This window comes from Halofilum ochraceum, assembly GCF_001614315.2.
Taxonomy (GTDB): domain Bacteria; phylum Pseudomonadota; class Gammaproteobacteria; order XJ16; family Halofilaceae; genus Halofilum; species Halofilum ochraceum.
In genome coordinates this window covers 336,005-359,785 of record NZ_LVEG02000005.1, presented here as the reverse complement: position 1 = coordinate 359,785, position 23,781 = coordinate 336,005, and the positions used below count along the sequence as shown (strand labels likewise).

The following is a 23,781-nucleotide window of genomic DNA, read 5'->3' as shown; positions in this document are numbered from 1 at the left end:
GGCAGGAGAAAACGCTTGACCGTACCGGCAATCCTGGCGCTCGCGGACGGGACCGTCTTCCGCGGCCGAGCAATCGGTGCCCACGGCCACTCCGTTGGCGAAGTGGTCTTCAATACCTCGATGACGGGCTACCAGGAGATCCTGACCGATCCGTCGTACTCGCAGCAGATCGTCACGCTGACCTATCCGCATATCGGTAATACGGGCACCACGTTCGAGGACGAGGAGTCGGCGCACGTGCAGGCGGCCGGTCTGGTGATCCGTGATCTGCCGCTGGTCGCGAGCAGCTGGCGCAATCAGGAGACCCTGTCGGGCTATCTCGAACGCAACGGTGTCGTCGCGATCGCGGATGTCGATACGCGCGCATTGACGCGCCGCCTGCGCGAGCACGGCGCCCAGGCGGGCTGTATCGTCGCTGGCGAGGCGCCCGACGAGGCGGCGGCGATCGAGTCGGCCCGCGGTTTCCCGGGGCTGGCCGGGGCCGACCTTGCACGGGTGGTCTCCACCCGCGAGATCTATCCGTGGTCGGAGGGCACCTGGGACCTGGATGGCGGCAACCCGGAACCGCTTGATCCGGCGAACGCCCGCTACCACGTCGTCGCCTACGACTTCGGGGTCAAGAGGAATATCCTGCGCCTGCTCGCCGATCGTGGCTGCCGCATCACGGTGGTGCCGGCCGAGACACCGGCCGACGAGGTCCTCGCCCTGGGGCCCGATGGCGTGTTCCTTTCCAACGGGCCGGGCGATCCCGAACCCTGCGATTACGCGATCGAGGCGATCCGGCGATTCATCGACGCGGATCTGCCGACGTTCGGCATCTGCCTTGGCCACCAGCTGTTGGGACTGGCCTGCGGTGCCCGCACCGCCAAGATGAAGTTCGGCCATCACGGCGCCAACCATCCGGTGAAAGACCTGGATACCGGGCAGGTGATGATCACCTCGCAGAATCACGGCTTCGCGGTGGACCTGGATACGCTGCCGGCGACCCTGCGGAGCACCCATGTGTCGCTTTTCGATGGCTCTTCCCAGGGACTGCACCACACGCGGAAGCCGGCCTTCAGCTTCCAGGGGCACCCCGAAGCGAGCCCGGGACCGCACGATATGCGGCCACTGTTCGATCATTTCATCGAGCTGATGGATGGCCGCGCCGGCACGGCGGGCAGAGCATAGCGCCGGCCGCCGTACGGCGGCGACCGCTGCCGTACGCCGGCTGGCGGGTACGTCACTGAACACGAAGGGGCGGGGGATGACTTCTCCGCGCCCCGCGCCTGCACCGGACGCTTTTCCGGGCAGGCGGGACCTCGAACCGATACGGGCACGCCCATGCCGAAACGCACCGACATCCAGAGCATCCTGATCCTCGGCGCCGGACCGATCGTCATCGGTCAGGCCTGCGAGTTCGACTACTCCGGCGCCCAGGCCTGCAAGGCGCTGGTCGAGGAGGGGTATCGGGTCATCCTGGTGAACTCGAATCCGGCCACGATCATGACCGATCCCGGCATGGCGCACTCGGTGTATATCGAGCCGTTGAACTGGTCGGTGGTCGAGCGCGTCATCGAACAGGAGAAGCCCGATGCGCTGCTGCCGACCATGGGCGGACAGACCTCGCTGAACTGCGCACTCGACCTGGACCGCAATGGCGTGCTGGAGAAGCACGGGGTCGAGATGATCGGTGCCTCCAAGGATGCGATCGACATGGCCGAGGACCGCGAACGGTTCCGTACGGCCATGAGCGAGATCGGCCTGGACACGCCGACCGCCTGGATCGCGCATTCCTGGGACCAGGCCCAGGAGGCGCAGGCCCGGATCGGCTTCCCGGTCATCATTCGCCCGTCGTTCACGCTCGGGGGTTCCGGGGGCGGTATCGCGTTCAACCGCGAGGAGTTCGAGGACATCTGCAAGCGCGGACTCGAACTGTCACCGACGCACGAGGTCCTGCTCGAAGAGTCCGTGCTCGGCTGGAAGGAATTCGAGATGGAGGTGGTCCGCGACCACGCGGACAACTGCATCATCGTCTGCTCGATCGAGAATCTGGATCCGATGGGCGTGCACACCGGCGACTCCATCACGGTCGCGCCGGCACAGACGCTGACGGACAAGGAATACCAGATCATGCGCGACGCCTCGCTGAAGGTGCTGCGCAAGATCGGCGTGGATACCGGCGGCTCGAACGTCCAGTTCGCCGTCAATCCGGACAACGGTCGTCTGACCGTGATCGAGATGAACCCGCGCGTCTCGCGCTCCTCGGCGCTCGCCTCCAAGGCGACCGGCTTCCCGATCGCCAAAGTGGCGGCGAAGCTGGCCTGCGGCTACACGCTCGACGAACTGCGCAACGAGATCACCGGCGGCGCCGTACCGGCCTCTTTCGAGCCGACCATCGACTATGTCGTCACCAAGGTGCCGCGCTTTACCTTCGAGAAATTCCCGCACACGCAGCCGCGCCTGACCACGCAGATGAAATCGGTCGGCGAGGTCATGGCCATCGGCCGGACCTTCCAGGAGTCGCTGCAGAAAGCGCTGCGCGGCCTGGAAACCGGAGCGGATGGCCTCAACGAGGTCATGCCGGCCGACATCGATCCCGAGGACCTCGCCTCGACCCTGCGGCGTGAACTCCAGGAACCGAGCGACAAGCGGATCTGGTATGTCGCCGAAGCGTTCCGGCATGGGTGGAGTGTCGATCAGGTATTCGATCTCACCTGGATCGACCGCTGGTGGCTGGTGCAGATCGCGGATCTGATCGAGACCGAAACGGCACTACGCGGTACGTCGCTGGCGGCGATTACGGCGGAGCGCATGTGGGCGCTCAAGCGGCGTGGTTTCTCGGATCATCGCCTGGCCACGCTGCTGGCCACCACCGAAGACGATGTCCGTGCGCATCGCCATGCGCTCGGGGTGCGGCCGGCGTTCAAACGCGTGGATACCTGCGCGGCGGAGTTCGCCACCGCGACCGCCTATATGTACTCGACCTATGAAACCGAGTGCGAGTCGGAACCGTCCACGCGCAACAAGATCATGGTGCTCGGCGGCGGACCGAACCGCATCGGCCAGGGCATCGAGTTCGACTATTGCTGCGTCCACGCCGCGCTCGCCCTGCGGGACGACGGTTACGAGACCATCATGGTCAACTGCAACCCGGAGACGGTGTCGACCGATTTCGATACCTCGGACCGGCTGTACTTCGAGCCGCTGACGCTCGAGGACACCCTGGAGATCCTGCTGACCGAACGCCCGGCCGGCGTGATCGTCCAATTCGGCGGGCAGACGCCGCTCAAGCTGGCGCGCGCGCTCGAAGCGGCCGGTGCGCCGATTATCGGTACCACGCCGGATTCGATCGACACGGCCGAAGACCGCGATCGCTTCCAGCAGCTGATCGACAAGCTGGGCCTGAAGCAGCCGCCGAACCGCACCGCCCGTGACCCGGAAGAGGCGCGCGAACTCGCGGCCCATATCGGCTATCCGCTGATGGTACGCCCGTCCTACGTCCTCGGTGGACGGGCGATGGAGATCGTCCGCTCGGATGAAGACCTGGTGCGCTATATGCGCGAGGCGGTACTGGTCTCCAATGACTCGCCGGTATTGCTGGACCGTTTTCTGGAGGATGCGCTCGAGGTCGACGTCGACGCGGTGTCGGATGGCACCGACGTGTTCATCGGCGGCATCATGGAGCACATCGAACAGGCCGGCGTGCACTCCGGCGATTCGGCCTGTTCACTGCCGCCGTATACGCTCGATGAGTCCATTCAGGGGCGCCTGCGCGAACAGATGCGGGGCATGGCCCTGGAACTCGGTGTGGTCGGCCTGATGAACGCGCAGTTCGCGATCCAGGGCGACGAGGTCTACGTGCTGGAGGTCAATCCGCGGGCCTCGCGCACGGTGCCGTTCGTGTCCAAGGCGACCGGGGTGCCGCTGGCCAAGATCTCGGCGCGCTGCATGGCGGGCGCGACGCTGGCGGAACAGGGGATCACGGGGTCCGTCACGCCGCCCTATTACAGCGTGAAAGAGTCGGTCTTCCCGTTCGTGAAGTTCGCGGGCGTGGACCCGCTGCTCGGCCCCGAGATGAAGTCGACCGGCGAGGTCATGGGCGTCGGGCGGACGTTCGGCGAGGCGTTTGCCAAGAGCCAGATGGCGGCCGGTGATCCGCTGCCGCGGTCCGGACAGGCCTTCGTCAGCGTGCGCGACCAGGACAAGGCGCACGCGACCGAGATCGCCGGCGATTTGCACCGCTTCGGCTTCGAGATCGTGGCGACGCACGGCACGGCGGTGGCTGTTGAAGCCGCCGGTATTCCCTGTAAACATATCAACAAGGTGAAAGAAGGGCGGCCGCACATCGTCGATCTGATCAAGAACGACGAGATCGCCCTCATCATCAACACGACCGAGGGCAAGTCCGCGATCGCGGACTCGTTCACCATCCGTCGCGAGGCGCTGAACCATCGGGTGGCGTATGCGACCACGATCGCGTGCGGGCGCGCGATGTGTCTGGCGCTCTCGTACCCGGAAGATGGCCGGGTGAGCCGGCTGCAGGATTTGCATCAGGAGATCGTATGAGCAGGGCCCCGATCACGGCGCGCGGTGCCGCGAAAATGCGCGAGGAACTGGATCGCCTCAAGTCGGTCGATCGCCCGCAGGTTATCGAGGCGATCGCCGAGGCGCGTGCCCATGGCGATCTCAAGGAGAACGCCGAGTACCACGCCGCGCGCGAGCAGCAGGGCTTTATCGAGGGCCGGATCAGCGAGCTGGAGTCCAAGCTCTCCAACGCCGAGGTGATCGACGTCAGCACGCTCGCCGGTAAAGACAAGATCGTATTCGGCGCGACGGTGGAACTGCTCGATCTCGATTCCGATGAAGAGGTGACGTACCAGATCGTCGGTGACGGTGAGGCCAGCATCGAGAGCGGACTGATATCCATCAGTTCCCCGATCGCCCGGGCCCTCATCGGCAAGCAGGAGGGCGATGTCGCCGAGGTCGAGGCACCCGGTGGACGCCGCGAGTACGAGGTTGTCGGTATCCGCTACGAATGAGGCCCGCGTGAGGTCGCGGGCCATTCGCACCGCCGCGGTGAGCGAGCGCCACCGCACGCGGGTGCCGTTCGGGGTTCAGTCCGGCAGCGTCAGGCGTGGCCGCTCGGTGTTGCGGCGAAAGAGGGTCGCGGTCGCGCCCAGTTGCTGGACGCTCTCGGCTCCGGTCCGCTCACACAGGGTCGCGATCATTTCCCGCCGTTCTTCCCGCCCCGCCGAAGCGAGCCGGATCTTGACGAGTTCATGGTCGTCGAGGGCTTGTTCGAGTTCCTTGACCACGGCGTCGGTGAGCCCGCGCTGGCCGAGGCGTACAATGGGCTTGCGGTTATGGGCCTGAGCCCGGAGGAAAGTGATCTGGGAACGGCGGAGCATCGTGAGGACCGGTCGGCTGAAAGCGGCGCGAGTCTAGCACGCGACGCCGACGCCGCGCTCGCCTCGATCAAGCGCGAACTGGCGGCGATTATCATCGTCGCGGTAATCGGCGCGCCGCTGGTCATGCACTGGCTGGAGGGGGCCCGTGAACTCGCGGTGCTGGGCGCGTACGGCGTCGGCGCCGGCCTGTGGGTGCACACGCGGGCGCGCGGCCTGTTGCTCGCGCTGCGCCAGGCGCGGCGCGCGGAGCAGCGGAATGGCTCGTAGCAAAAGCAGCCAGCGGTGGCTGCGTGAGCAGCATGCCGATCCGTGGACGCGCCGTGCCCGCAGCGAGGGCTGGCGTGGCCGGGCGGTGTACAAGCTGATGGAGCTCGATCGCAAGGATCGGCTCCTGCGCAAGGGCATGCACGTCGTGGACCTCGGCGCGGCCCCCGGGAGCTGGTCGCAGTATGCGGTCACCCGCGTGGGGGACGAGGGGCTCGTCATCGCGAGCGACCGGCTCCCGATCGACCCGATCGCCGGGGTCGGGTTCGTGGAGGGGGATTTCCATGACGAGACGGTGCTCAACGGCCTGCTGGAGGCGCTGGGCCCGGGGGCCGACCTTGTAATGTCCGATATGGCCCCCAACATGAGTGGGGTGGCGGCGGTGGACCAGCCGGCGTCCATGGCGCTGACGGAACTGGCGCACGATCTCGCGGTCCGTGTATTGAAACCGGGCGGCAGCTTCGTGACGAAGATGTTCCAGGGAGAAGGCAGCGATGCGTTCACGCGGGCGCTGAAATCCGATTTCACCAGCGTTCGTATCCGCAAACCGGAGGCATCGCGCGATCGCTCGCGCGAGGTCTATATTGTGGCGACCGGGCGGCAACTGTAGTACGGTCCAAATACGTTGAAAGCGGCTTTATGGCGCCGCTGACGGAGTGAGGTAGCCCTTGAGCGATCTGTTCAAAAACATCCTGCTGTGGGTGGTCATCGCAGTCGTCCTGATGTCCGTGTTCAATAACTTCGGGCAGACGACCCCGCAGCGCCAGGAAATTTCCTACGATCAGTTCATCAGCGACGTGAAGCGCGATCGTGTCGATGAGGTGATGTTCAAGAGCGACGGTCAGCGGATCGAGGGACAGCGCTCGAACGGCGACCAGTTCGTGACGTTCAGCCCCGAGTCGGACAATCGGGCCCTGGTCGGCGATCTGCTTGAGCACAACGTCACCATCAAGGCGGCGCCTCCCGAAAGCACGTCCATCCTGACCCAGATCTTCATCAGCTGGTTCCCGTTCCTGCTGCTGATCGGCGTGTGGATCTTCTTCATGCGCCAGATGCAGGGAGGCGGTGCCGGCAAGGGCGCGATGTCCTTCGGCAAGAACAAGGCCAAGCTGATGGGCGAGGACCAGGTCAAGGTCACGTTCAACGACGTGGCCGGCGTCGACGAGGCCAAGGAAGAAGTGGTCGAGCTGGTCGACTTCCTCAAGGATCCGGCCAAATTCCAGCGGCTCGGCGGGCAGATCCCGCGCGGTGTGCTGATGGTCGGACCCCCGGGTACCGGCAAGACGCTGCTGGCCAAGGCGATCGCCGGCGAGGCCAAGGTCCCGTTCTTCACGATCTCGGGTTCGGATTTCGTCGAGATGTTCGTCGGCGTCGGCGCCTCGCGCGTACGCGACATGTTCGAACAGGCGAAGAAGCACGCCCCGTGCATCATCTTTATCGATGAGATCGACGCGGTCGGCCGCCAGCGCGGCGCCGGTCTGGGCGGCGGTCACGACGAGCGCGAGCAGACGCTGAACCAGCTGCTGGTGGAAATGGACGGCTTCGAGGGCAACGAGGGCGTGATCGTGATCTCCGCGACCAACCGCCCGGACGTCCTCGATCCGGCACTGCTCCGCCCGGGCCGGTTTGACCGTCAGGTCACCGTGCCACTGCCGGATCTGCGCGGGCGCGAGCATATTCTGCGGGTGCACATGCAGAAGCTGCCGTGCGACGAGAACGTGCGTCCCCGCGATATCGCTCGTGGCACCCCCGGATTCTCGGGTGCCGATCTGGCGAACCTCGTGAACGAGGCGGCGCTGTTCGCGGCGCGTGGCAACCGCAAGAACGTGACCATGGAGGAGTTCGAGCGCGCCAAGGACAAGCTGATCATGGGCGCCGAGCGCAAATCCATGGTCATGAAGGAGGAGGAGAAGCGGCTGACCGCCTACCACGAGGCCGGTCATGCGATCGTCGGCCGTCTGGTGCCGGATCACGACCCCGTCTACAAGGTGAGCATCATCCCGCGCGGGCGGGCGATGGGGATCACGATGTTCCTGCCGGAGGAGGACCGCTACAGCCTCACCAAGCAGGGAATCGAGAGCCAGTTGTCATCCCTGTTCGGCGGCCGCATTGCCGAGCAGTTGATGTTCGGCAACGAACGCGTGACGACCGGGGCCTCGAATGACATCGAACGTGCGACCCAGATCGCGCGGAATATGGTCACCAAGTGGGGTATGTCCGACAAGCTCGGGCCGCTGTCTTACGGTGAGGACGAGAACGAGGTGTTCCTTGGTCGCTCGGTGACGCAGCACAAGAACATGTCGGACGATACGCAACACGCGATCGACGAAGAGATCCGGCATTTCATTGATCGCAATTACGAGCGTGCCGAGAAGATCCTCAGCGAGAACATGGACAAGCTCCACACGATGGCCGATGCGCTGCTGAAGTACGAGACCATCGATCATCATCAGATCCAGGCCATCATGGAGGGTCGCGAGCCGGGTCCGCCGGCCGACTGGAAGGATGACGATCAGACGCCGAACGCCGGGGATCAGGGCACGGCCGAGGCCGGCGACTCTGCCGGCAAGGGTGAATCGGGCAAGGAAGGGCCGCTCGGCGATCCGGCCAGTCAGCACTGAGATCGGGGTTTTGCGAGTAATGCGGCCGGCGCTTCCTGCGCCGGCCGTTTTCGTTGCAGCGCCGGCAGCGGAATCCGCCGGGCATGCCTGAGAGGAGTAGCCAATGGGTGACGCGGCTGTACGTCTGCGCCAGCGACTTGCGCGACCCGAACCGCTTGTCATGGGCGTGCTCAACGTAACGCCGGATTCGTTTTCCGATGGTGGGCGCTACACGGAGGTGGATGCCGCGGTGGCGCGGGCGCAGCAGATGGTCGAGGAAGGCGCCGAGTTGATCGATATCGGCGGCGAGTCGACCCGGCCGGGTGCCGAAGCTGTGCCGCTGGACGAAGAACGGCGGCGGGTCCTGCCGCTGCTCGAGGCGCTGGCCGAGCGGGTGGATGTGCCCCTGTCGATCGACACGAGCAAGCCCGAGATCATGACCGAGGCGGGCGCCGCCGGCGTGGCGCTGATCAACGACGTGCGTGCGCTGGCGGCGCCCGGGGCGTTATCCGCGGCGGCGGCGCTGGACGCCAGTGTCTGCGTGATGCATATGCAGGGCGAACCGCGCAGCATGCAGACGTCGCCGTATTACGACAACGTCGTCCGCGAGGTGGGCGATTTCCTCGAAGAGCGGATCGCCGCCTGCATCGACGCGGGGATCGGGCGTGATCGGCTCGTGGTCGATCCGGGATTCGGCTTTGGCAAGACGCTGGACCACAATCTCTCGCTGCTGCGCCATCTCGCGACGCTGATCGTGCGGCTTGATCTGCCGCTGCTCGCCGGCATGTCGCGCAAGCGCATGATCGGCACCCTGACGGGTGGCGCACCGGCCGAGGAACGGCTATACGGTAGTCTCGCGGCTGCCGTGCTGGCGGCCGAGCGTGGTGCAAGGGTGTTGCGCGTTCATGACGTGCGGCCCACTGTGGAGGCCCTCGCGATCGTCCAGGCGACCATGAAAGCGGAGTAATACAGGTTATGGGTGGATGTCGGTTTTTCGGCACGGACGGAATCCGCGGGCGGGTCGGCGAGCAGCCCATGAACGCGGAGTTCGTGCTGCGCCTGGGCTGGGCGGCCGGACGGGTGCTCGCGGCCCGCGGCAGCCGCGAGGTCCTGATCGGCAAGGATACGCGCCTCTCCGGCTATCTCTTCGAATCAGCGCTTGAATCGGGCCTGGCGTCGGCGGGCGTGAATACGAGCCTGGTCGGGCCAATGCCCACGCCCGCGATCGCGTACCTTACCCGGACCTTCCGCCAGGCCGCGGGCGTCGTCATCAGCGCGTCGCACAACCCCTACTACGACAACGGCGTAAAGTTCTTCTCGTCCGAGGGGACGAAGCTGCCCGACGCGGTCGAGACCGAGATCGAATCGCTGCTGGACGACCCCGTCGGTACGGTGCGACCCGACAAGCTCGGCCGCGCGAGCCGGGTTGAAGACGCCCGTGGGCGTTATATCGAGTTCTGCAAAGCCACGCTGCCATTCGGATCCAGTCTCCGCGGGCTGCGAATCGTCGTCGACTGCGCCCATGGCGCGACCTACCAGGTCGCGCCGCAGGTATTCCGCGAACTGGGTGCGGACGTCGTGGCGATTGGTGTCGAACCGGATGGGCTCAATATCAATCAGGATTGCGGCGCAACGGCGCCGGAGGCGCTCGCGCAGAAGGTGGTCGCCGAGAATGCGGACGTCGGGGTCGCGCTGGACGGTGATGGCGACCGCCTGATCATGGTCGATCGCAACGGCCGGGTCGTCGATGGCGATGTGCTGCTGCTGATCCTGGCACAGGCGCGGCATGCAGCCGGAAATCTGGGCGGCGGGGTGGTCGGTACGCTGATGTCGAATCTCGGCCTCGAACGGGGCCTGAAGGCGCTGGATATTCCCTTCGAGCGGGCGGCCGTCGGTGACCGCTTTGTACTGGAGCGGCTGCACGCGCGTGGCTGGAAACTCGGTGGCGAGGCGTCCGGGCATATCGTCTGCCTCGATCGCACGACTACGGGTGACGGGATCGTGTCGGCACTGCAGGTGCTGGGCCTCATGGTCGAGGCCGATACCGGACTGGACACGCTGGCTGCGTCTTTTGAGCGTTATCCGCAACTGCTCGTGAATGTCCGGGTCGCCGAACGGGTCGACCCGTGCGCGAATGAAACGGTCCAGGCCGAAATCCGGAGAGTGGAGAAAGAGCTGGGGGAGCACGGTCGGGTATTGCTTCGGGCTTCCGGTACCGAGCCGCTGGTGCGGGTCATGGTGGAGGGGCCGAACGAGGACGCGATCGAGTCCATGGCCGAGCGCCTCGCCGGCACGGTACGTCAGGAGTTCTGCAGCGCGGAAAACGCCGCGTCAAATTGATCTGCCCCTTGGGCGCGTGTACCCTTGCGCCTCCCGTATCCGGGCAGGGTGGTAGCGATGCGTCGACCGTTGGTCTGCGGCAACTGGAAACTGAACGGTTCGATCGGCAAGACCGGTCAGCTCATCGACGCGTTGGTGAGCGGGATGACTGGTATCGACGGCGTCGATATCGCCGTTTGCCCCGTGTTCGTCCATCTGCCGCTGGCCTGTGAGCGGGCTGCCGGGACCGCGCTGCATATCGGTGTGCAGGACGTCTCCGATCAGGCCCAGGGCGCGTTTACGGGTGAGGTCGGGGCCGGCATGGCGGCTGAGTTCGGCGCACGGATTGCGATTCTCGGTCACTCCGAGCGCCGGGCGCGGCACGGTGAAACGGATGCCGGTGTCGCCGCGAAGTTCATCGCGGCCCGGGGCGCGGGGCTGACGCCGATCCTCTGCGTCGGCGAGACGCTGGCCGAGCGCGATGCCGGGGATACGCTGGCGGTGGTGACACGCCAGCTCGATACCGTGCTTGAGATGACCGGTGTTGCCGGCTTCGGTGACGGTGTGATCGCGTACGAGCCGGTATGGGCGATCGGTACCGGGCGAACGGCGACCCCCGAACAGGCGCAGGAGGTCCATGCGGCACTGCGTGGTCGCCTGGCCGCACACGATGCGGCGCTCGGTGAGGGCGCCAGAATCGTGTATGGCGGCAGCATGAAGGGCGCGAATGCGGGCGAGCTTATGGCCATGCCGGATATCGACGGTGGCCTGATCGGCGGCGCCTCGCTGGACGCGGACGAATTCCTGGCCATCGCGCGCGCCGCGGTGGCCGCGTAAACCCATTCAATAGAGAGCACCGATGCACACGGTTGTCCTGACCATACACGTACTGCTTGCCATCGGCGTGATCGGCCTGGTGCTGATCCAGCAGGGCAAGGGCGCCGACGCGGGCGCGGCCTTCGGCAGCGGTTCCTCGGCGACCGTCTTCGGTGCCGGCGGTTCCGGATCGTTTCTGACCCGCATGACGACCGCACTCGCGACGCTGTTCTTCGTGACCAGTCTTGCACTCGCCGTCATCGCGGCGAACCGTGGGGGCGAATCCGATAGCGTGGTGGACCGCACGGCGCCGGCGACGGAGCAGGCCGATCCGGGCGCTGCGGGCGGCAGCAGCGACCTGCCGGCGGACGAGGGAACTTCTGGTACCGGCGCGGCCGGTGGCGAGAGTGAATCGGATGGCGATTTGCCGCCGATCGAGGAGTGATTGATGCCCGCTCATCGGGTATCATTGGTGTTTCGGGCCGGTGCTCCGGTCCATTGCCGACGTGGCGGAATTGGTAGACGCGCTATCTTGAGGGGGTAGTGGCCACTGGCCGTCCCGGTTCGAGTCCGGGCGTCGGCACCATCTTTCTGTGGTATCGTTGACGTGCGTTATTGCGCCCGCCGTGAACGATATCGCCCGGTCCCGCGGAACCGCCCGCGGGCGCCGCGATCAAGAATCGGGGTTACGACATGGTCGCGAATTATCTGCCGATCCTGATGTTCATCATGATCGGCGTCGTCGTCGGGGTCGTCACGCTGATCGCCGGCCGGGTGGTGGGCCCTCACCGCCCCGACAGCGAGAAGGACTCGCCGTACGAGTGCGGTTTCGAGGCCTTCGAAGACTCGCGGATGAAATTCGACGTCCGCTACTACCTTGTCGCCATCCTGTTCATCATCTTCGACCTTGAAATCGCGTTCCTGTTTCCATGGGCTGTGGCCCTCGGAGACATGGCGGCTGCCGGTTTCATCGCCATGGCCATATTCCTCGGTATCCTGGTGATCGGTTTTATCTACGAGTGGAAGAAGGGGGCGCTGGAATGGGAATAGAAGGCGTTCTCGAGAAGGGTTTTGTCACGACCTCCGCGGACAAGGTCCTGAACTGGGCGCGAACCGGGTCGCTGTGGCCGATGACCTTCGGCCTCGCGTGCTGTGCAGTCGAAATGATGCACACGGGCGCCTCCCGTTATGACATGGACCGTTTCGGTATCGTGTTTCGGCCGAGCCCGCGCCAGTCGGACGTGATGATCGTCGCCGGTACGCTGTGCAACAAGATGGCGCCGGCCCTGCGCAAAGTGTATGACCAGATGGCGGAACCGCGCTGGGTCATCTCCATGGGCTCCTGCGCGAATGGCGGCGGCTACTACCACTACTCCTATTCGGTAGTCCGCGGCTGCGACCGGATCGTGCCGGTCGATATCTACGTCCCCGGATGCCCGCCCACCGCCGAGGCGCTGCTCTACGGCATCCTGCAGCTGCAGAAGAAGATCAAGCGGACCGAAACCATCGCACGCTGACAACGGCGCGCGGAGCGGGGGAATACGATGTCGCAACGGGTTCATGACCTTGCGGACCGGATCAAGGAGCGCTTTGACGCCCGACTCGGCGATTGTCGCGTCGCGGTGGGTGAGGTCACCATCGAAGTGGCCGCGCAGGATCTCCTGGACGTCAGCCGCGCGCTGCGTGACGAAGAGCCCTTCCGGTTTGAGCAGTTGGTGGATCTCTGCGGGGTCGATTACCTCTCGTATGGCACCGATGAATGGAGCCGTGGCGAGCTGAGCGAGAGCGGTTACTCGCGCGGCGTCGAGGACGCGGGTACGACGGGGCGGCTGCATTTCGGTGACGAGGCTCAGGGGGGTGAACTCGACACGCCGCGCTTCGCCGCCGTCATCCATCTCCTTTCCTACACGCATAACCAGCGTCTTCGCATCCGCTGCTACGCGCCGGACGACGATGCGCCGATCCTGCCGACTCTGACGGAGATCTGGCCGGGGTCGAACTGGTTCGAGCGCGAGGCGTTCGATCTCTACGGGATCCTGTTCGACGGCCATCCTGACCTGCGTCGCATCCTGACCGACTATGGTTTTGTCGGCCATCCGTTCCGCAAGGATTTCCCGCTGGTCGGCCATGTCGAGATGCGTTACGACCCGGAAAAGGAACGCGTCATCTACCAGCCGGTCACCATCGAGGCGCGTGTGCTGGTGCCGAAGGTGATTCGCGAGGACAACCGGTACGCCCGGCCGGAAACGGAAGAGGGCGACAAAGATGCCTGAGATACAGAATTTCACGCTCAATTTCGGCCCGCAGCACCCGGCCGCCCACGGGGTCCTGCGCCTCGTCCTCGAAATGGACGGCGAGGTGATCCAGCGGGCAGACCCGCATGTGGGTCTGCTGCACCGGGCGACCGAAAAGCTCGCCGAGACCAAGCCGTACGTTCAGAGCATCGGGTATATGGACCGGCTCGACTACGTCTCGATGATGTGCAACGAGCACGGCTATGTGCTCGCGATCGAGAAGCTGCTCGGTATCGAGCCGCCGATCCGCGCGCAGTACATCCGCGTGATGTTCGACGAGATCACGCGCATCCTGAACCATCTGCTCTGGTTGGGTGCGCATGCGCTCGACATCGGCGCGATGACCGCATTCCTTTATGCCTTCAGGGAACGCGAAGACCTGATGGACTGCTATGAGGCGGTCTCCGGTGCGCGCATGCATGCGAAATACTACCGCCCCGGCGGAGTCGCCCGGGATCTGCCGGGCTATATGCCGCAGTACGAGGCATCCCGCTGGCGGTCGAAGCGCGAAGTCGAGCAGCTCAACGAGGCCCGCAAGGGTGGGTTACTCGACTTCATCGAGGATTTCTGCGAGCGCTTCCCGCGCTGTGTCGATGAGTACGAAACGCTGCTGACCGACAACCGCATATGGAAGCAGCGCACGGTTGATATCGCGACGGTTTCGGCCGATCGCGCGATCGAGCTTGGATTTACCGGGCCCATGCTGCGCGGCTCCGGGGTCGAATGGGATCTGCGCAAGAAACAGCCGTACGAAGTCTACGATCGCATGGATTTCGATATCCCGGTCGGTACGAAAGGCGACTGCTATGACCGCTACCTCGTACGGATCGAAGAGATGCGGCAGTCAACGCGAATAATCAAACAATGCATCGACTGGCTTCGGAACAATCCGGGGCCGACCATGATCGACGACCGCAAGATCGCCCCGCCACGGCGTGAGGAGATGAAGGCCGACATGGAGGCGCTGATTCATCACTTCAAATTCTTCACGGAGGGATTCAGCGTGCCGGCGGGCGAGGCCTATGCGGCGGTCGAGGCGCCGAAGGGCGAGTTCGGCTGTTACCTAGTCTCCGATGGCGCCAACAAGCCATACCGGCTCAAGGTCCGCGCCCCGGGCTTCGCGCACCTCTCCGCGTTCAACGAGATGGTGCAGGGCCATATGCTGGCCGACGTGGTCGCCGTGGTCGGAACCCAGGATCTCGTATTCGGGGAGGTGGACCGGTGAGTATCGAACAGGAACAAAGCCGGACCGATCTGCTTTCGGACGAGGTCAAGGCGGAGATCGACCAATGGGTCGCGCGATTCCCGCCCGAGGGGATCCAGTCGGCTTCGCTGCAGTCGCTGATGGCGGTTCAGCACGCGAACGGCGGCTGGGTGAGCACGGAACTGATGGATGCCGTCGCTGATTACCTCGGCATACCGCGCGTCTCGATCTATGAGGTCGCGACGTTCTATTCGATGATCGAGACCGAGCCGGTCGGCCGGCACAGCGTCTCCATCTGCACGAATATCTCCTGCATGCTGCGCGGGGCGGACGATCTGGTCGCCCATGTCGAGAAACGGCTCGGCTGCCGGCGAGGGGAGACCACCGCCGACGGCCGCATCTTTCTCAAGATGGAAGAGGAGTGTCTCGCCGCCTGCCGTTGTGCGCCGATGATGCAGGTCGATCACGTCTATTACACGGACCTCACGCCGGAGCGCGTCGACGAGATACTCGACGCGCTGGAGTGAAACGATGCTCGATGACGCCAGTCTCAATCAGGTCTGTTACGCCACGCTCCAGTTCGATGAGCCGTGGTCGTATGAAAACTACCTCAAGCTCGGCGGCTATGAGGCCTGGCAGCGGGTCCTCCGCGGCGAGTTGAGCGCCGAGGCGATCATCGACGAACTCAAGACCTCGAACCTGCGCGGGCGCGGCGGCGCGGGGTTCCCGGTCGGCATCAAATGGAGCTTCATGCCGCGCAATGCACCGGGGCAGAAGTACATCGTCTGCAACTCGGACGAGTCCGAGCCCGGCACGTGCAAGGACCGTGACCTCCTGACACTGAATCCCCACGCACTGATCGAGGGCATGGCGATTGGCGGGTTCGTGATGGGGGCGACGGTCGGCTACAACTACCTGCGCGGCGAGTTCGGTGACGAGGTGTACCGGCGCTGCGAGCAGGCACTCGCCGAAGCCTATGAACACGGATGGCTCGGCCGGGATATCCAGGGCAGCGGGATCGATTTCGATCTGCATAACGCGCTCGGTGCCGGCGCCTACATCTGCGGCGAGGAAACCGCGCTGCTCGAATCGCTGGAGGGCAAGAAAGGGCTCCCGCGGTTCAAACCGCCGTTCCCCGCCCAATACGGTGTCTATGGCCGCCCGACGACGGTCAACAACACCGAGACGCTCGCCTCGGTGCCGACGGTATTGCGCCGTGGCGGTGACTGGTTTGCCGGGCTTGGGGTGGAGAACGCCGGGGGGACCAAGATCTTCTCGGTCTCGGGGCACGTCGAACGACCCGGAAATTTCGAGGTCCCGATGGGCACCCCGTTCAGTGAGCTGCTGGAACTCGCCGGTGGCGTGCGGGGAGGCCGCGATCTGAAAGCGGTGATCCCCGGTGGGTCGTCGGTGCCTGTCGTGCCGGGCGCGACGATGCTCGAGGCGAACATGGATTACGATTCGATCACCAAAGTCGGCTCCATGCTCGGATCCGGTGCGGTGATCGTGATGGACGACTCGACGGATATGGTTGAGGCGCTGCGGCGGATCTCACGTTTCTATATGTCGGAGTCCTGTGGTCAGTGCACGCCGTGCCGGGAAGGCACGGGCTGGCTGTATCGGATGCTCACGCGTATCGTTCGGGGTGAGGCGGTCATGGACGATCTCGAGCGGCTGGAGCATGCCGCCCGCCGTATCGAGGGACGCACGATCTGTGCCCTCGGCGATGCGGCCGCAATGCCCGTTCGCAGTTTCCTGAAACATTTCCGGCCGGAGTTCGAGTATTACATCGAACACGGGCGGAGCGTGCTCGCGGATCGCGCCTCCGAGGCGGCCTGATCGCGTGCCGGCAGCAGCGAGACGCTCATGACGGAAGAAACGCTGGAACAGAACGTCGAGATGGTCGAGATCGAGGTCGACGGCAAGCCGGTGCGCGTGCGCAAAGGGGCGATGCTGATCGAGGCGACCGATGCGGCGGGTATCGACGTGCCGCGGTTCTGTTATCACCGCAAGCTCTCGATCGCGGCCAACTGCCGGATGTGTCTGGTCGAGGTCGAGAAGGCGCCGAAGCCGTTGCCCGCGTGCGCGACCCCGGTTGCGGACGGCATGAAGGTCTGGACCGGTTCCGAGCGCGCGCTCGATGCCCAGCAGGGCACCATGGAGTTCCTGCTGATCAATCACCCGCTTGATTGCCCGGTGTGCGACCAGGGCGGTGAGTGCGAGCTGCAGGATGTCGCGCTCGGTTATGGCGAGGGGATCTCGCGCTTCACGGAATCGAAACGCGCCGTCGCCGACGAAGACCTCGGCCCCTTGATTTCGACCGACATGACCCGCTGCATCCACTGCACGCGCTGTGTCCGTTTCGGCACCGAGATCGCGGGCGTCCGCGAGCTCGGGGCGACCGGGCGCGGTGAGGAGATGCGGATCGGCACGTATGTCGGGCGTACCGTCAGTTCCGAGATGTCGGGCAACGTCATCGATCTGTGCCCGGTGGGCGCACTCACGAACAAGCCGGCGCGGTATACCTTCCGGCCGTGGGAACTGCTGCAGCAGCCGACGGTTTCGCCACACGACAGCATCGGCTCGAATGTCTTCATGCATCAGCGGCGCGGGCGCATCATGCGCGCCGTCCCGCGCGACAACGAACGGATCAACGAGACCTGGATCGCGGATCGGGATCGCTACAGCTGTCATGGGCTGTACGCCGACGATCGGGTCATGCTGCCGCTGATCAAGTGCGACGGTATCTGGGAAGAGGTCGACTGGGACGTCGCATTGCCGGCGGCCGCGGAGGCCCTGCGTGACGTCACGGCGCGCCACGGCGGTGACGGTGTGGCGGGCGTGATCTCGGGTTATGCGACGACCGAGGAGCACTATCTGGGCCAGAAGCTGATCCGTGGGCTGGGCAGTCCGCACGTCGATCACCGTCTGCGCCAGCTCGATTTTTCCGATCAGGATCAGGCGCCCGTGATGCCCTGGCTCGGTCAGTCGATCGAGCAGCTGGAAAAACTGGACGCGGCGCTGCTGGTCGGCTCCAACGTGCGCAAGGAACAGCCCCTTGCCGCCCATCGCCTGCGCAAGGCGGTGATCGGGCACGGTGCACGCGTGAGCTTCCTGAATGCGCGTCGCTTCGACTGGCATTTCGATGTCGATCGCGAAATCGCGGTACGCCCCGATCGGATGGTGGCGTCGCTGGCCGGGATCGCGGCCGCCGTCGCCGAGCGCGCGGGCACCGAACTGCCACGGGACCTGGCACCGCTGGCGGGCAAGGGCGTTCCGGACGGGGAGCAGCGCGCGGTCGCCGAAGCACTGGTCGATGGCGCGTCGAGCACGGTCCTCCTCGGCAGTCAGGCACTCGGGCATCCCGAGCTGGCAACCCTGCGGCGGCTCGCGGCCGCGATCGCGCAGATGGCCACCGCGCGCTTCGGCTACCTGCCCGAATACGGCAATGCCGCCGGCGCCTGGCTCGCCGGTTGCGTGCCGCACCGCGGTCCGGGTGGGCAGGCGGTCGACACGGCGGGTGCCACGGCGGCCGACTTCTGGTCGTCACCGAAACCCGGGTACCTGTTGCTCGGCGTCGAACCGGAATTCGACAGCGTGGACGCGGCCGCGGCCAAGGCGGCGCTCGACGCGGCCGAGTCCGTCGTCGCGATCGCGCCGTTCACCAGCGATGCGATGCTGCAATACGCGGATATCATCCTGCCCGGCACCACGTTTGCCGAGACCGACGGCACGTTCGTCAACGCGGAGGGCCTCTGGCAGAACTTCAGCGCGGCGGGGACGCCGCCGGGCGACTCGCGACCGAACTGGAAGATTCTGCGCGTGCTTGGCAACGAACTGGGCATCGCCGGCTTCGAATACCACGCGGCGGCGGAAATCCGGCGTGAACTCAAGGAACGCTGCCGCGAGGTGACACTGGATAACACCGTCCCGGCGGGGGAAAGCCTGCCGGAGACTCGGTCGATCGACGGCCTCGTACGCTACGGCGACGTACCGATGTATTCGGTCGATCCGCTCGTACGGCGTTCGCGGCCCTTGCAGGAGGCGGCCGATGCGGGCCAACCGGCCGCCCGGGTCGCGCCGGCCGATGCCGCGCGGCTGGGCCTGACGGACGCGGAGCGGGTGACCGTGCGCCAGGGCGCGCAGGCCGGTGTGCTCGATCTGCTGGTGGACGTCCGGATTCCCGAAGGGTGCGTCTGGATCCCGCAGGGGATGGAAGCGACCGGCACGCTCGGTCCGGTGTTCGGTGGCGTGGAACTGGAGCGGGCGTAAGCGACCATGATCGAATCCATTGCCGCAATGTGGGCCTCGCTCCCGGAGTTCGTCCGGGTCTCGCTGGTGATCCAGGGGAAGATCCTGCTGATCATCATTCCGGTGATGCTCTCCGTCGCCTACCTGACGTATGCGGAAAGGCGCGTGATCGGCTATATGCAGCGCCGCCGCGGACCGAATCGGGTCGGGTACTACGGTCTGTTGCAGCCGATCGCGGATGGACTCAAGCTGCTGTCGAAGGAGGTCATCCTCCCGACCAATGCGAACCGATTTCTGTTCCTGCTCGCGCCGATTCTCTCGATCGGGCCGTCGCTGGCGGCCTGGGCGGTGGTCCCGTTCGCCGAGGGCTGGATCCTTGCCGACATCGATGCGGCGCTCCTGTACGTGCTCGCACTCACCGGGGTCGGTGTCTACGGCGTGATCATCGCCGGCTGGGCCTCGAACTCGAAATATGCGTTTCTCGGCGCGATGCGATCGGCCGCGCAGATGGTCGCGTACGAAATCGCCATGGGCTTCGCCCTGGTCGGCGTGCTCATGGCGGGCGGGAGCCTCAATCTGGGCGCCATCACCCAGGCGCAGGAAGGTGGGCTGTTCTCCTGGTTCTGGCTGCCGCTGCTGCCCCTGTTCGTGGTGTATTTCATTGCCGGCGTAGCCGAAACGAACCGTCTGCCGTTCGACGTCGCCGAGGGCGAGTCCGAGATCGTGGCGGGTTTCCATGTTGAATATTCCGGCATGGCTTTCGCGATCTTCTTCCTCGCCGAATATGCGAACATGATCCTGATCGCGGCGCTCGCCGGGGTGATGTTCCTGGGTGGCTGGCAGTCGCCGTTCCCGGATGGTACGGACGGCGTGCACTGGTTCCTGGTCAAGACGGCCGTGGTGGCGTTCTTCTATCTCTGGTTCCGGGCCACGTTCCCGCGCTACCGCTACGACCAGGTGATGCGCTTGGGGTGGAAGGTGTTCATCCCGATCACGATCATCTGGATTTTTGTCGAGGGTGTCATGGCCTGGTTCCAGGTCGGCCCGTGGTCCGTATGATGACCGGCCGCAACAACCTGACCGGTCGGGAGGAGTCGCGCAGATGAGTGCGATCTCGCGTTTTTTCAAATCGTTCCTGCTTTGGGAGCTGCTCAAGGGCATGCGCCTGACCGGGCGGAATTTCTTTTCCCGCAAGGTGACGATCGCCTATCCGGAAGAGAAGACGCCGAAATCGCCCAGGTTCCGCGGACTGCACGCCCTGCGCCGGTATCCGAACGGCGAGGAGCGCTGTATCGCCTGCAAGCTATGCGAGGCGGTATGCCCGGCGCTGGCGATCACGATCGAGTCTGAGGAGCGCGATGACGGGACGCGTCGCACGACGCGCTATGACATCGATCTGTTCAAATGCATCTACTGCGGCCTGTGCGAGGAATCCTGCCCGGTGGATTCGATCGTGGAGACCAGTATCCACGAATACCATTTCGAGCAGCGGGGCGAGCAGATCATCACGAAACCCGAACTGCTCGCGATCGGTGACAAATACGAAGAGATGATCGCGGCCGACCGCGCTCTCGATGCCCCTTACAGGTAAGCCGCATGCCAGTGGAACAGCTCACATTCTGGATTTTCTCGGCGGTGATGATCGCGTCCTCGCTGCGCGTGATTACGGCCCGGAATCCGGTGCACTCGGTCCTCTTCCTGGTGTTGACGTTCTTTACGGCGGCCGCGCTGTGGCTCCTGCTCGAGGCCGAATTCCTCGGCATCGTGCTGGTGCTTGTCTACGTCGGCGCTGTGATGGTGCTGTTCCTGTTCGTGGTCATGATGATTGATGTCAATATCGCGCCGCTGCGCGAGGGTTTCGTGCGGTTCCTGCCGCTGGGCGCGCTCGTGGGCATCGTCATGGTGGCGGAACTCGTCCTGATCGTCGGTCCGCGCTATTTTGGCAGCGACCGCTACGCGGCGCCGCCCGCCGCGCCCGCGGATTACAGCAACACCGAAGCGCTCGGGCGCCTGCTGTATACCGAGTATCTCTACCAGTTCGAAATCGCGGCATTCATATTGCTGGTCGCGATTATCGCCGCGATCACGCTGACCATGCGCAAGCGGCCCGAGACGACGAAATACCAGACGCCGGGTAATCAGGTCCGGGCCGGCAAGGGCGATCGCCTGCGTGTGGTGCAGATGGACAGCGAGCGGCGCGAACGCCCATAACAGCCGCCGTCCCCGCGCATCGGGCCGGGGCATGGCGAGAGCGCGACGGCTCCGGGCGCCCGGGGCCCGTCGCGCCGCATAATCACAATAATCCCCGGACGCGCGGATGCGCGCCACTCGGGAGGGAGCAGGCGAGATGATCCCGCTTTCACATTATCTGATCCTCGGCGCCGTGCTGTTCGGTATCAGCATGGCCGGGATATTCATCAACCGGAAAAACGTCATCATCCTGCTGATGTCGATCGAGTTGATGCTGCTCGCCGTCAACATGAACTTCGTGGCGTTCTCGCATTTCCTCGAGGACCTCTCGGGCCAGATCTTCGTGTTCTTTATCCTGACGGTCGCCGCCGCGGAGGCGGCGATCGGGCTCGCCATTCTGGTGGTGCTGTTCCGCAACCGGGGCACGATCAACGTGGCCGACCTCGACACGATGAAGGGCTGAAGCGATGGAATCCGTCTATCTCGCCATCCCGCTGTTCCCGCTCGCGGGCGCGATCATCGCCGGTCTCTTCGGCCGGCAGATCGGTCGGGTGGGTGCGCATACGGTCACGATCGGGGCCGTGGCCATCTCGTTCGTTCTGTCGGTCATCGCCTTCTGGCATATCGTGTTCGGGGGCGGGGCCGTCTACAACGAGTCGGTCTACACCTGGATGGTGAGCGACGGGATCACCTTCGAGATCGGGTTTCTCATCGATCGCCTGACCGTGCTCATGATGACAACGGTCACGAGCGTCTCGCTGATGGTGCATATCTACACCATCGGCTACATGCACGACGATCCGGGCTACCAGCGCTTTTTCAGCTATATCTCGCTGTTCACTTTCTCGATGCTGATGCTCGTGATGGCGAACAACTTCCTGCAGCTGTTTTTCGGCTGGGAGGCGGTCGGGGTGGTCTCGTACCTCCTGATCGGGTTCTGGTATACGCGGGAATCCGCGATTTTCGCGAACCTCAAGGCGTTCCTCGTCAATCGCGTCGGTGACTTCGGGTTCATCCTCGGGATCGGCGCGATCCTCGCCTGGACGGGGACACTGGATTACGCGGCCGTATTCGCGCAGGCGGGGGATCTCGCCAACGCCCGGATCGAACTCTTCGATGGTGCCCCGTGGTCGGTGGCCACCGTGGCCTGTCTGCTGCTGTTCGTCGGCGCGATGGGCAAATCGGCTCAGGTCCCGCTGCACGTCTGGCTGCCGGACTCGATGGAGGGTCCGACGCCGATCTCCGCGCTGATCCATGCCGCTACCATGGTGACGGCGGGCATCTTCATGCTGGCGCGGATGTCGCCACTGTTCGAGATGTCGGAGACCGCGCTGTCTTTCGTGCTCGTGATCGGTGCGATCACCGCGCTGGCGATGGGCCTGGTCGGAATCGTGCAGCACGATATCAAGCGGGTGGTCGCGTATTCGACGCTTTCCCAGCTCGGCTACATGACCGTGGCGCTGGGTGCGTCGGCCTACTCGGCGGCGATTTTCCACCTGATGACCCACGCCTTCTTCAAGGCGCTGCTGTTCCTCGGTGCCGGCTCGGTGATCATCGCCATGCATCACGAGCAGGACATGCGCCGGATGGGCGGGCTGCGGCGCTACATGCCGGTGACCTACATCACCGCGGTGATCGGGTCGCTCGCCCTGATCGGGTTCCCGGGGTTTTCGGGATTCTTCTCCAAGGACGCGATCATCGAGGGGGTGCATTATTCGACCACCCCCGGGGCGGGTTTCGCGTACTGGTGCGTCCTGATCGGCGTGTTCGTGACCGCGCTGTATACGTTCCGGATGCTGTTCCTGACCTTCCATGGCGAGCCGCGCATGGATGAGCACACGCGTGAGCATCTCCATGAGACGCCGCTCGTCGTAACCGTGCCGCTGGTGCTGCTCGCGATCCCGTCGGTGATCATCGGCGCCTGGACGATCGGGCCGCTGCTGTTCGGCGGCTGGTTCGGTTCGTCGATCCTCGTGCTACCGCAGCACGACGTGATGGCGAAACTCGGGGAGGGTTTCCATGGCTGGTGGGGCTTCATCCTCCATGGTTTCCAGGGGCCGGCCGTGTATCTGGCGCTCGCCGGCGTCGTCGTCGCCTGGTTTGTCTGGATCCGGCGACCCGAGCTGGCCGACCGGGCGGCCGAGCGGCTGCGTCCGGTGCACCGTATGCTCGAGAAGAAATACGGCTTCGACGAGCTGTACCAGGCCGTGTTCGCGGAGGGAGGACGACGCCTTGGCGGTTTCCTGTCGCGGGTCGGCGACCAGCGGGTCATCGACGGCTGGATCGTCAATGGCGCCGCCCGCGTGGTCGGGCAGTGCTCCGGCCTGATGCGCCACCTCCAGAGCGGCTATCTGTATCACTACGCCTTCGCGATGATCCTCGGCGTGCTCGTCGCGCTCAGCTGGGTCGTACTGAGCGCGTGATGCCTGACAAGAATACGACGAACGGGACAA

General features: G+C 64.9%; 23 protein-coding genes and 1 tRNA gene. 23 read left to right on the top strand and 1 reads right to left on the bottom strand.

The features are described from left to right. The first annotated feature begins 15 nt into the window (after positions 1–15). From carA to greA, 3 genes are all read left to right on the top strand, one after another. On the top strand, positions 16–1,170 hold the full coding sequence (gene carA, locus A0W70_RS08105; RefSeq protein ID WP_139150795.1) for a glutamine-hydrolyzing carbamoyl-phosphate synthase small subunit: 1,155 nt from the start codon (positions 16–18) through the stop codon (positions 1,168–1,170). Between the two features lie 153 nt (positions 1,171–1,323). Then, the gene (gene carB / locus A0W70_RS08100; protein ID WP_070988826.1) at positions 1,324–4,548 is read left to right on the top strand and encodes a carbamoyl-phosphate synthase large subunit; all 3,225 of its coding nucleotides are present in this window, start codon (positions 1,324–1,326) and stop codon (positions 4,546–4,548) included. After that, complete coding sequence (gene greA, locus A0W70_RS08095) at positions 4,545–5,021, top strand: transcription elongation factor GreA (RefSeq protein ID WP_070988824.1); 477 nt, start codon at positions 4,545–4,547, stop codon at positions 5,019–5,021. Before carB ends, greA begins: the two co-directional genes overlap by 4 nt. A gap of 75 nt (positions 5,022–5,096) precedes the next feature. Here the strand turns inward: greA and A0W70_RS08090 are convergent, their stop codons facing one another. Continuing rightward, positions 5,097–5,333, bottom strand: a complete 237-nt coding sequence (locus tag A0W70_RS08090; RefSeq protein ID WP_245675837.1) for a YhbY family RNA-binding protein — start codon at positions 5,331–5,333, stop codon at positions 5,097–5,099. Between A0W70_RS08090 and A0W70_RS16750 the strand changes: the two genes are divergently transcribed. The 20 genes from A0W70_RS16750 to nuoL all read left to right on the top strand — a co-directional run bounded on the left by A0W70_RS16750 (position 5,262) and on the right by nuoL (position 23,751). Next, positions 5,262–5,657 (top strand): hypothetical protein, encoded by a 396-nt coding sequence (locus A0W70_RS16750; RefSeq protein WP_245675839.1) that lies wholly within the window; start codon positions 5,262–5,264, stop codon positions 5,655–5,657. The two genes, A0W70_RS08090 and A0W70_RS16750, sit on opposite strands and share 72 nt — an antisense overlap. Then, on the top strand, positions 5,647–6,264 hold the full coding sequence (rlmE, locus tag A0W70_RS08085) for a 23S rRNA (uridine(2552)-2'-O)-methyltransferase RlmE (RefSeq protein WP_070988819.1): 618 nt from the start codon (positions 5,647–5,649) through the stop codon (positions 6,262–6,264). The genes A0W70_RS16750 and rlmE overlap by 11 nt, the downstream gene beginning before the upstream one ends. Positions 6,265–6,322: 58 nt before the next feature. Then, positions 6,323–8,275 carry an ATP-dependent zinc metalloprotease FtsH gene (gene ftsH, locus A0W70_RS08080; RefSeq protein WP_070988817.1) on the top strand — a complete coding sequence of 651 codons (1,953 nt, stop codon included), beginning with the start codon at positions 6,323–6,325 and terminating at the stop codon, positions 8,273–8,275. A 103-nt stretch (positions 8,276–8,378) separates the two neighbouring features. Continuing rightward, a complete protein-coding gene (folP, locus tag A0W70_RS08075) occupies positions 8,379–9,221 on the top strand; it encodes a dihydropteroate synthase (protein WP_070988816.1) in 843 nt (280 codons plus the stop codon). Between the two features lie 8 nt (positions 9,222–9,229). Beyond that, positions 9,230–10,594: a phosphoglucosamine mutase gene (glmM, locus tag A0W70_RS08070; protein WP_070988814.1), complete on the top strand. Its 1,365-nt coding sequence runs from the start codon at positions 9,230–9,232 to the stop codon at positions 10,592–10,594. Positions 10,595–10,651: 57 nt separating this feature from the next. Next, positions 10,652–11,410, top strand: coding sequence for a triose-phosphate isomerase (gene tpiA / locus A0W70_RS08065; RefSeq protein ID WP_070988812.1), 759 nt, complete (start codon positions 10,652–10,654; stop codon positions 11,408–11,410). Positions 11,411–11,432: 22 nt separating this feature from the next. Beyond that, entirely contained in the window at positions 11,433–11,834 is a 402-nt protein-coding gene (gene secG / locus A0W70_RS08060; RefSeq protein WP_070988810.1) for a preprotein translocase subunit SecG, read from the top strand. 55 nt (positions 11,835–11,889) lie between these two features. Continuing rightward, positions 11,890–11,975: transfer RNA gene (locus A0W70_RS08055), tRNA-Leu, on the top strand. A 107-nt stretch (positions 11,976–12,082) separates the two neighbouring features. Further along, on the top strand, positions 12,083–12,439 hold the full coding sequence (locus A0W70_RS08050) for an NADH-quinone oxidoreductase subunit A (protein ID WP_070988808.1): 357 nt from the start codon (positions 12,083–12,085) through the stop codon (positions 12,437–12,439). Continuing rightward, positions 12,430–12,906 carry a NuoB/complex I 20 kDa subunit family protein gene (locus A0W70_RS08045; RefSeq protein WP_070988807.1) on the top strand — a complete coding sequence of 159 codons (477 nt, stop codon included), beginning with the start codon at positions 12,430–12,432 and terminating at the stop codon, positions 12,904–12,906. The genes A0W70_RS08050 and A0W70_RS08045 overlap by 10 nt, the downstream gene beginning before the upstream one ends. Before the next feature lie 27 nt (positions 12,907–12,933). Continuing rightward, the gene (locus A0W70_RS08040) at positions 12,934–13,662 is read left to right on the top strand and encodes an NADH-quinone oxidoreductase subunit C (RefSeq protein ID WP_070988804.1); all 729 of its coding nucleotides are present in this window, start codon (positions 12,934–12,936) and stop codon (positions 13,660–13,662) included. Continuing rightward, positions 13,655–14,908: an NADH-quinone oxidoreductase subunit D gene (locus A0W70_RS08035; protein ID WP_070988801.1), complete on the top strand. Its 1,254-nt coding sequence runs from the start codon at positions 13,655–13,657 to the stop codon at positions 14,906–14,908. Before A0W70_RS08040 ends, A0W70_RS08035 begins: the two co-directional genes overlap by 8 nt. Then, positions 14,905–15,414 carry an NADH-quinone oxidoreductase subunit NuoE family protein gene (locus A0W70_RS08030; protein WP_083330862.1) on the top strand — a complete coding sequence of 170 codons (510 nt, stop codon included), beginning with the start codon at positions 14,905–14,907 and terminating at the stop codon, positions 15,412–15,414. Before A0W70_RS08035 ends, A0W70_RS08030 begins: the two co-directional genes overlap by 4 nt. Positions 15,415–15,418: 4 nt before the next feature. After that, the gene (gene nuoF / locus A0W70_RS08025) at positions 15,419–16,726 is read left to right on the top strand and encodes an NADH-quinone oxidoreductase subunit NuoF (protein ID WP_070988797.1); all 1,308 of its coding nucleotides are present in this window, start codon (positions 15,419–15,421) and stop codon (positions 16,724–16,726) included. A gap of 27 nt (positions 16,727–16,753) precedes the next feature. Continuing rightward, the gene (nuoG, locus tag A0W70_RS08020) at positions 16,754–19,159 is read left to right on the top strand and encodes an NADH-quinone oxidoreductase subunit NuoG (RefSeq protein ID WP_070988795.1); all 2,406 of its coding nucleotides are present in this window, start codon (positions 16,754–16,756) and stop codon (positions 19,157–19,159) included. 6 nt (positions 19,160–19,165) lie between these two features. Further along, the gene (nuoH, locus tag A0W70_RS08015) at positions 19,166–20,197 is read left to right on the top strand and encodes an NADH-quinone oxidoreductase subunit NuoH (RefSeq protein ID WP_070988793.1); all 1,032 of its coding nucleotides are present in this window, start codon (positions 19,166–19,168) and stop codon (positions 20,195–20,197) included. Positions 20,198–20,240: 43 nt separating this feature from the next. Continuing rightward, on the top strand, positions 20,241–20,729 hold the full coding sequence (nuoI, locus tag A0W70_RS08010; RefSeq protein ID WP_070988791.1) for an NADH-quinone oxidoreductase subunit NuoI: 489 nt from the start codon (positions 20,241–20,243) through the stop codon (positions 20,727–20,729). 5 nt (positions 20,730–20,734) lie between these two features. Continuing rightward, positions 20,735–21,349, top strand: coding sequence for an NADH-quinone oxidoreductase subunit J (locus A0W70_RS08005; RefSeq protein WP_070988789.1), 615 nt, complete (start codon positions 20,735–20,737; stop codon positions 21,347–21,349). 136 nt (positions 21,350–21,485) lie between these two features. Further along, a complete protein-coding gene (gene nuoK, locus A0W70_RS08000; RefSeq protein WP_070988787.1) occupies positions 21,486–21,791 on the top strand; it encodes an NADH-quinone oxidoreductase subunit NuoK in 306 nt (101 codons plus the stop codon). 4 nt (positions 21,792–21,795) lie between these two features. After that, positions 21,796–23,751, top strand: a complete 1,956-nt coding sequence (gene nuoL, locus A0W70_RS07995) for an NADH-quinone oxidoreductase subunit L (RefSeq protein ID WP_070988785.1) — start codon at positions 21,796–21,798, stop codon at positions 23,749–23,751. Positions 23,752–23,781: the final 30 nt, after the last annotated feature.

What these genes read in the sequence shown, in the direction of transcription:
- carB (WP_070988826.1), top strand. Translation starts at nt 1,324, where the DNA reads ATGCCGAAACGCACCGACATCCAGAGCATCCTGATCCTCGGCGCCGGA.
- greA (WP_070988824.1), top strand. Translation starts at nt 4,545, where the DNA reads ATGAGCAGGGCCCCGATCACGGCGCGCGGTGCCGCGAAAATGCGCGAG.
- A0W70_RS16750 (WP_245675839.1), top strand. Translation starts at nt 5,262, where the DNA reads ATGGTCGTCGAGGGCTTGTTCGAGTTCCTTGACCACGGCGTCGGTGAG.
- rlmE (WP_070988819.1), top strand. Translation starts at nt 5,647, where the DNA reads ATGGCTCGTAGCAAAAGCAGCCAGCGGTGGCTGCGTGAGCAGCATGCC.
- folP (WP_070988816.1), top strand. Translation starts at nt 8,379, where the DNA reads ATGGGTGACGCGGCTGTACGTCTGCGCCAGCGACTTGCGCGACCCGAA.
- glmM (WP_070988814.1), top strand. Translation starts at nt 9,230, where the DNA reads ATGGGTGGATGTCGGTTTTTCGGCACGGACGGAATCCGCGGGCGGGTC.
- tpiA (WP_070988812.1), top strand. Translation starts at nt 10,652, where the DNA reads ATGCGTCGACCGTTGGTCTGCGGCAACTGGAAACTGAACGGTTCGATC.
- secG (WP_070988810.1), top strand. Translation starts at nt 11,433, where the DNA reads ATGCACACGGTTGTCCTGACCATACACGTACTGCTTGCCATCGGCGTG.
- A0W70_RS08050 (WP_070988808.1), top strand. Translation starts at nt 12,083, where the DNA reads ATGGTCGCGAATTATCTGCCGATCCTGATGTTCATCATGATCGGCGTC.
- A0W70_RS08045 (WP_070988807.1), top strand. Translation starts at nt 12,430, where the DNA reads ATGGGAATAGAAGGCGTTCTCGAGAAGGGTTTTGTCACGACCTCCGCG.
- A0W70_RS08040 (WP_070988804.1), top strand. Translation starts at nt 12,934, where the DNA reads ATGTCGCAACGGGTTCATGACCTTGCGGACCGGATCAAGGAGCGCTTT.
- A0W70_RS08035 (WP_070988801.1), top strand. Translation starts at nt 13,655, where the DNA reads ATGCCTGAGATACAGAATTTCACGCTCAATTTCGGCCCGCAGCACCCG.
- nuoF (WP_070988797.1), top strand. Translation starts at nt 15,419, where the DNA reads ATGCTCGATGACGCCAGTCTCAATCAGGTCTGTTACGCCACGCTCCAG.
- nuoG (WP_070988795.1), top strand. Translation starts at nt 16,754, where the DNA reads ATGACGGAAGAAACGCTGGAACAGAACGTCGAGATGGTCGAGATCGAG.
- nuoH (WP_070988793.1), top strand. Translation starts at nt 19,166, where the DNA reads ATGATCGAATCCATTGCCGCAATGTGGGCCTCGCTCCCGGAGTTCGTC.
- nuoI (WP_070988791.1), top strand. Translation starts at nt 20,241, where the DNA reads ATGAGTGCGATCTCGCGTTTTTTCAAATCGTTCCTGCTTTGGGAGCTG.
- A0W70_RS08005 (WP_070988789.1), top strand. Translation starts at nt 20,735, where the DNA reads ATGCCAGTGGAACAGCTCACATTCTGGATTTTCTCGGCGGTGATGATC.
- nuoK (WP_070988787.1), top strand. Translation starts at nt 21,486, where the DNA reads ATGATCCCGCTTTCACATTATCTGATCCTCGGCGCCGTGCTGTTCGGT.
- nuoL (WP_070988785.1), top strand. Translation starts at nt 21,796, where the DNA reads ATGGAATCCGTCTATCTCGCCATCCCGCTGTTCCCGCTCGCGGGCGCG.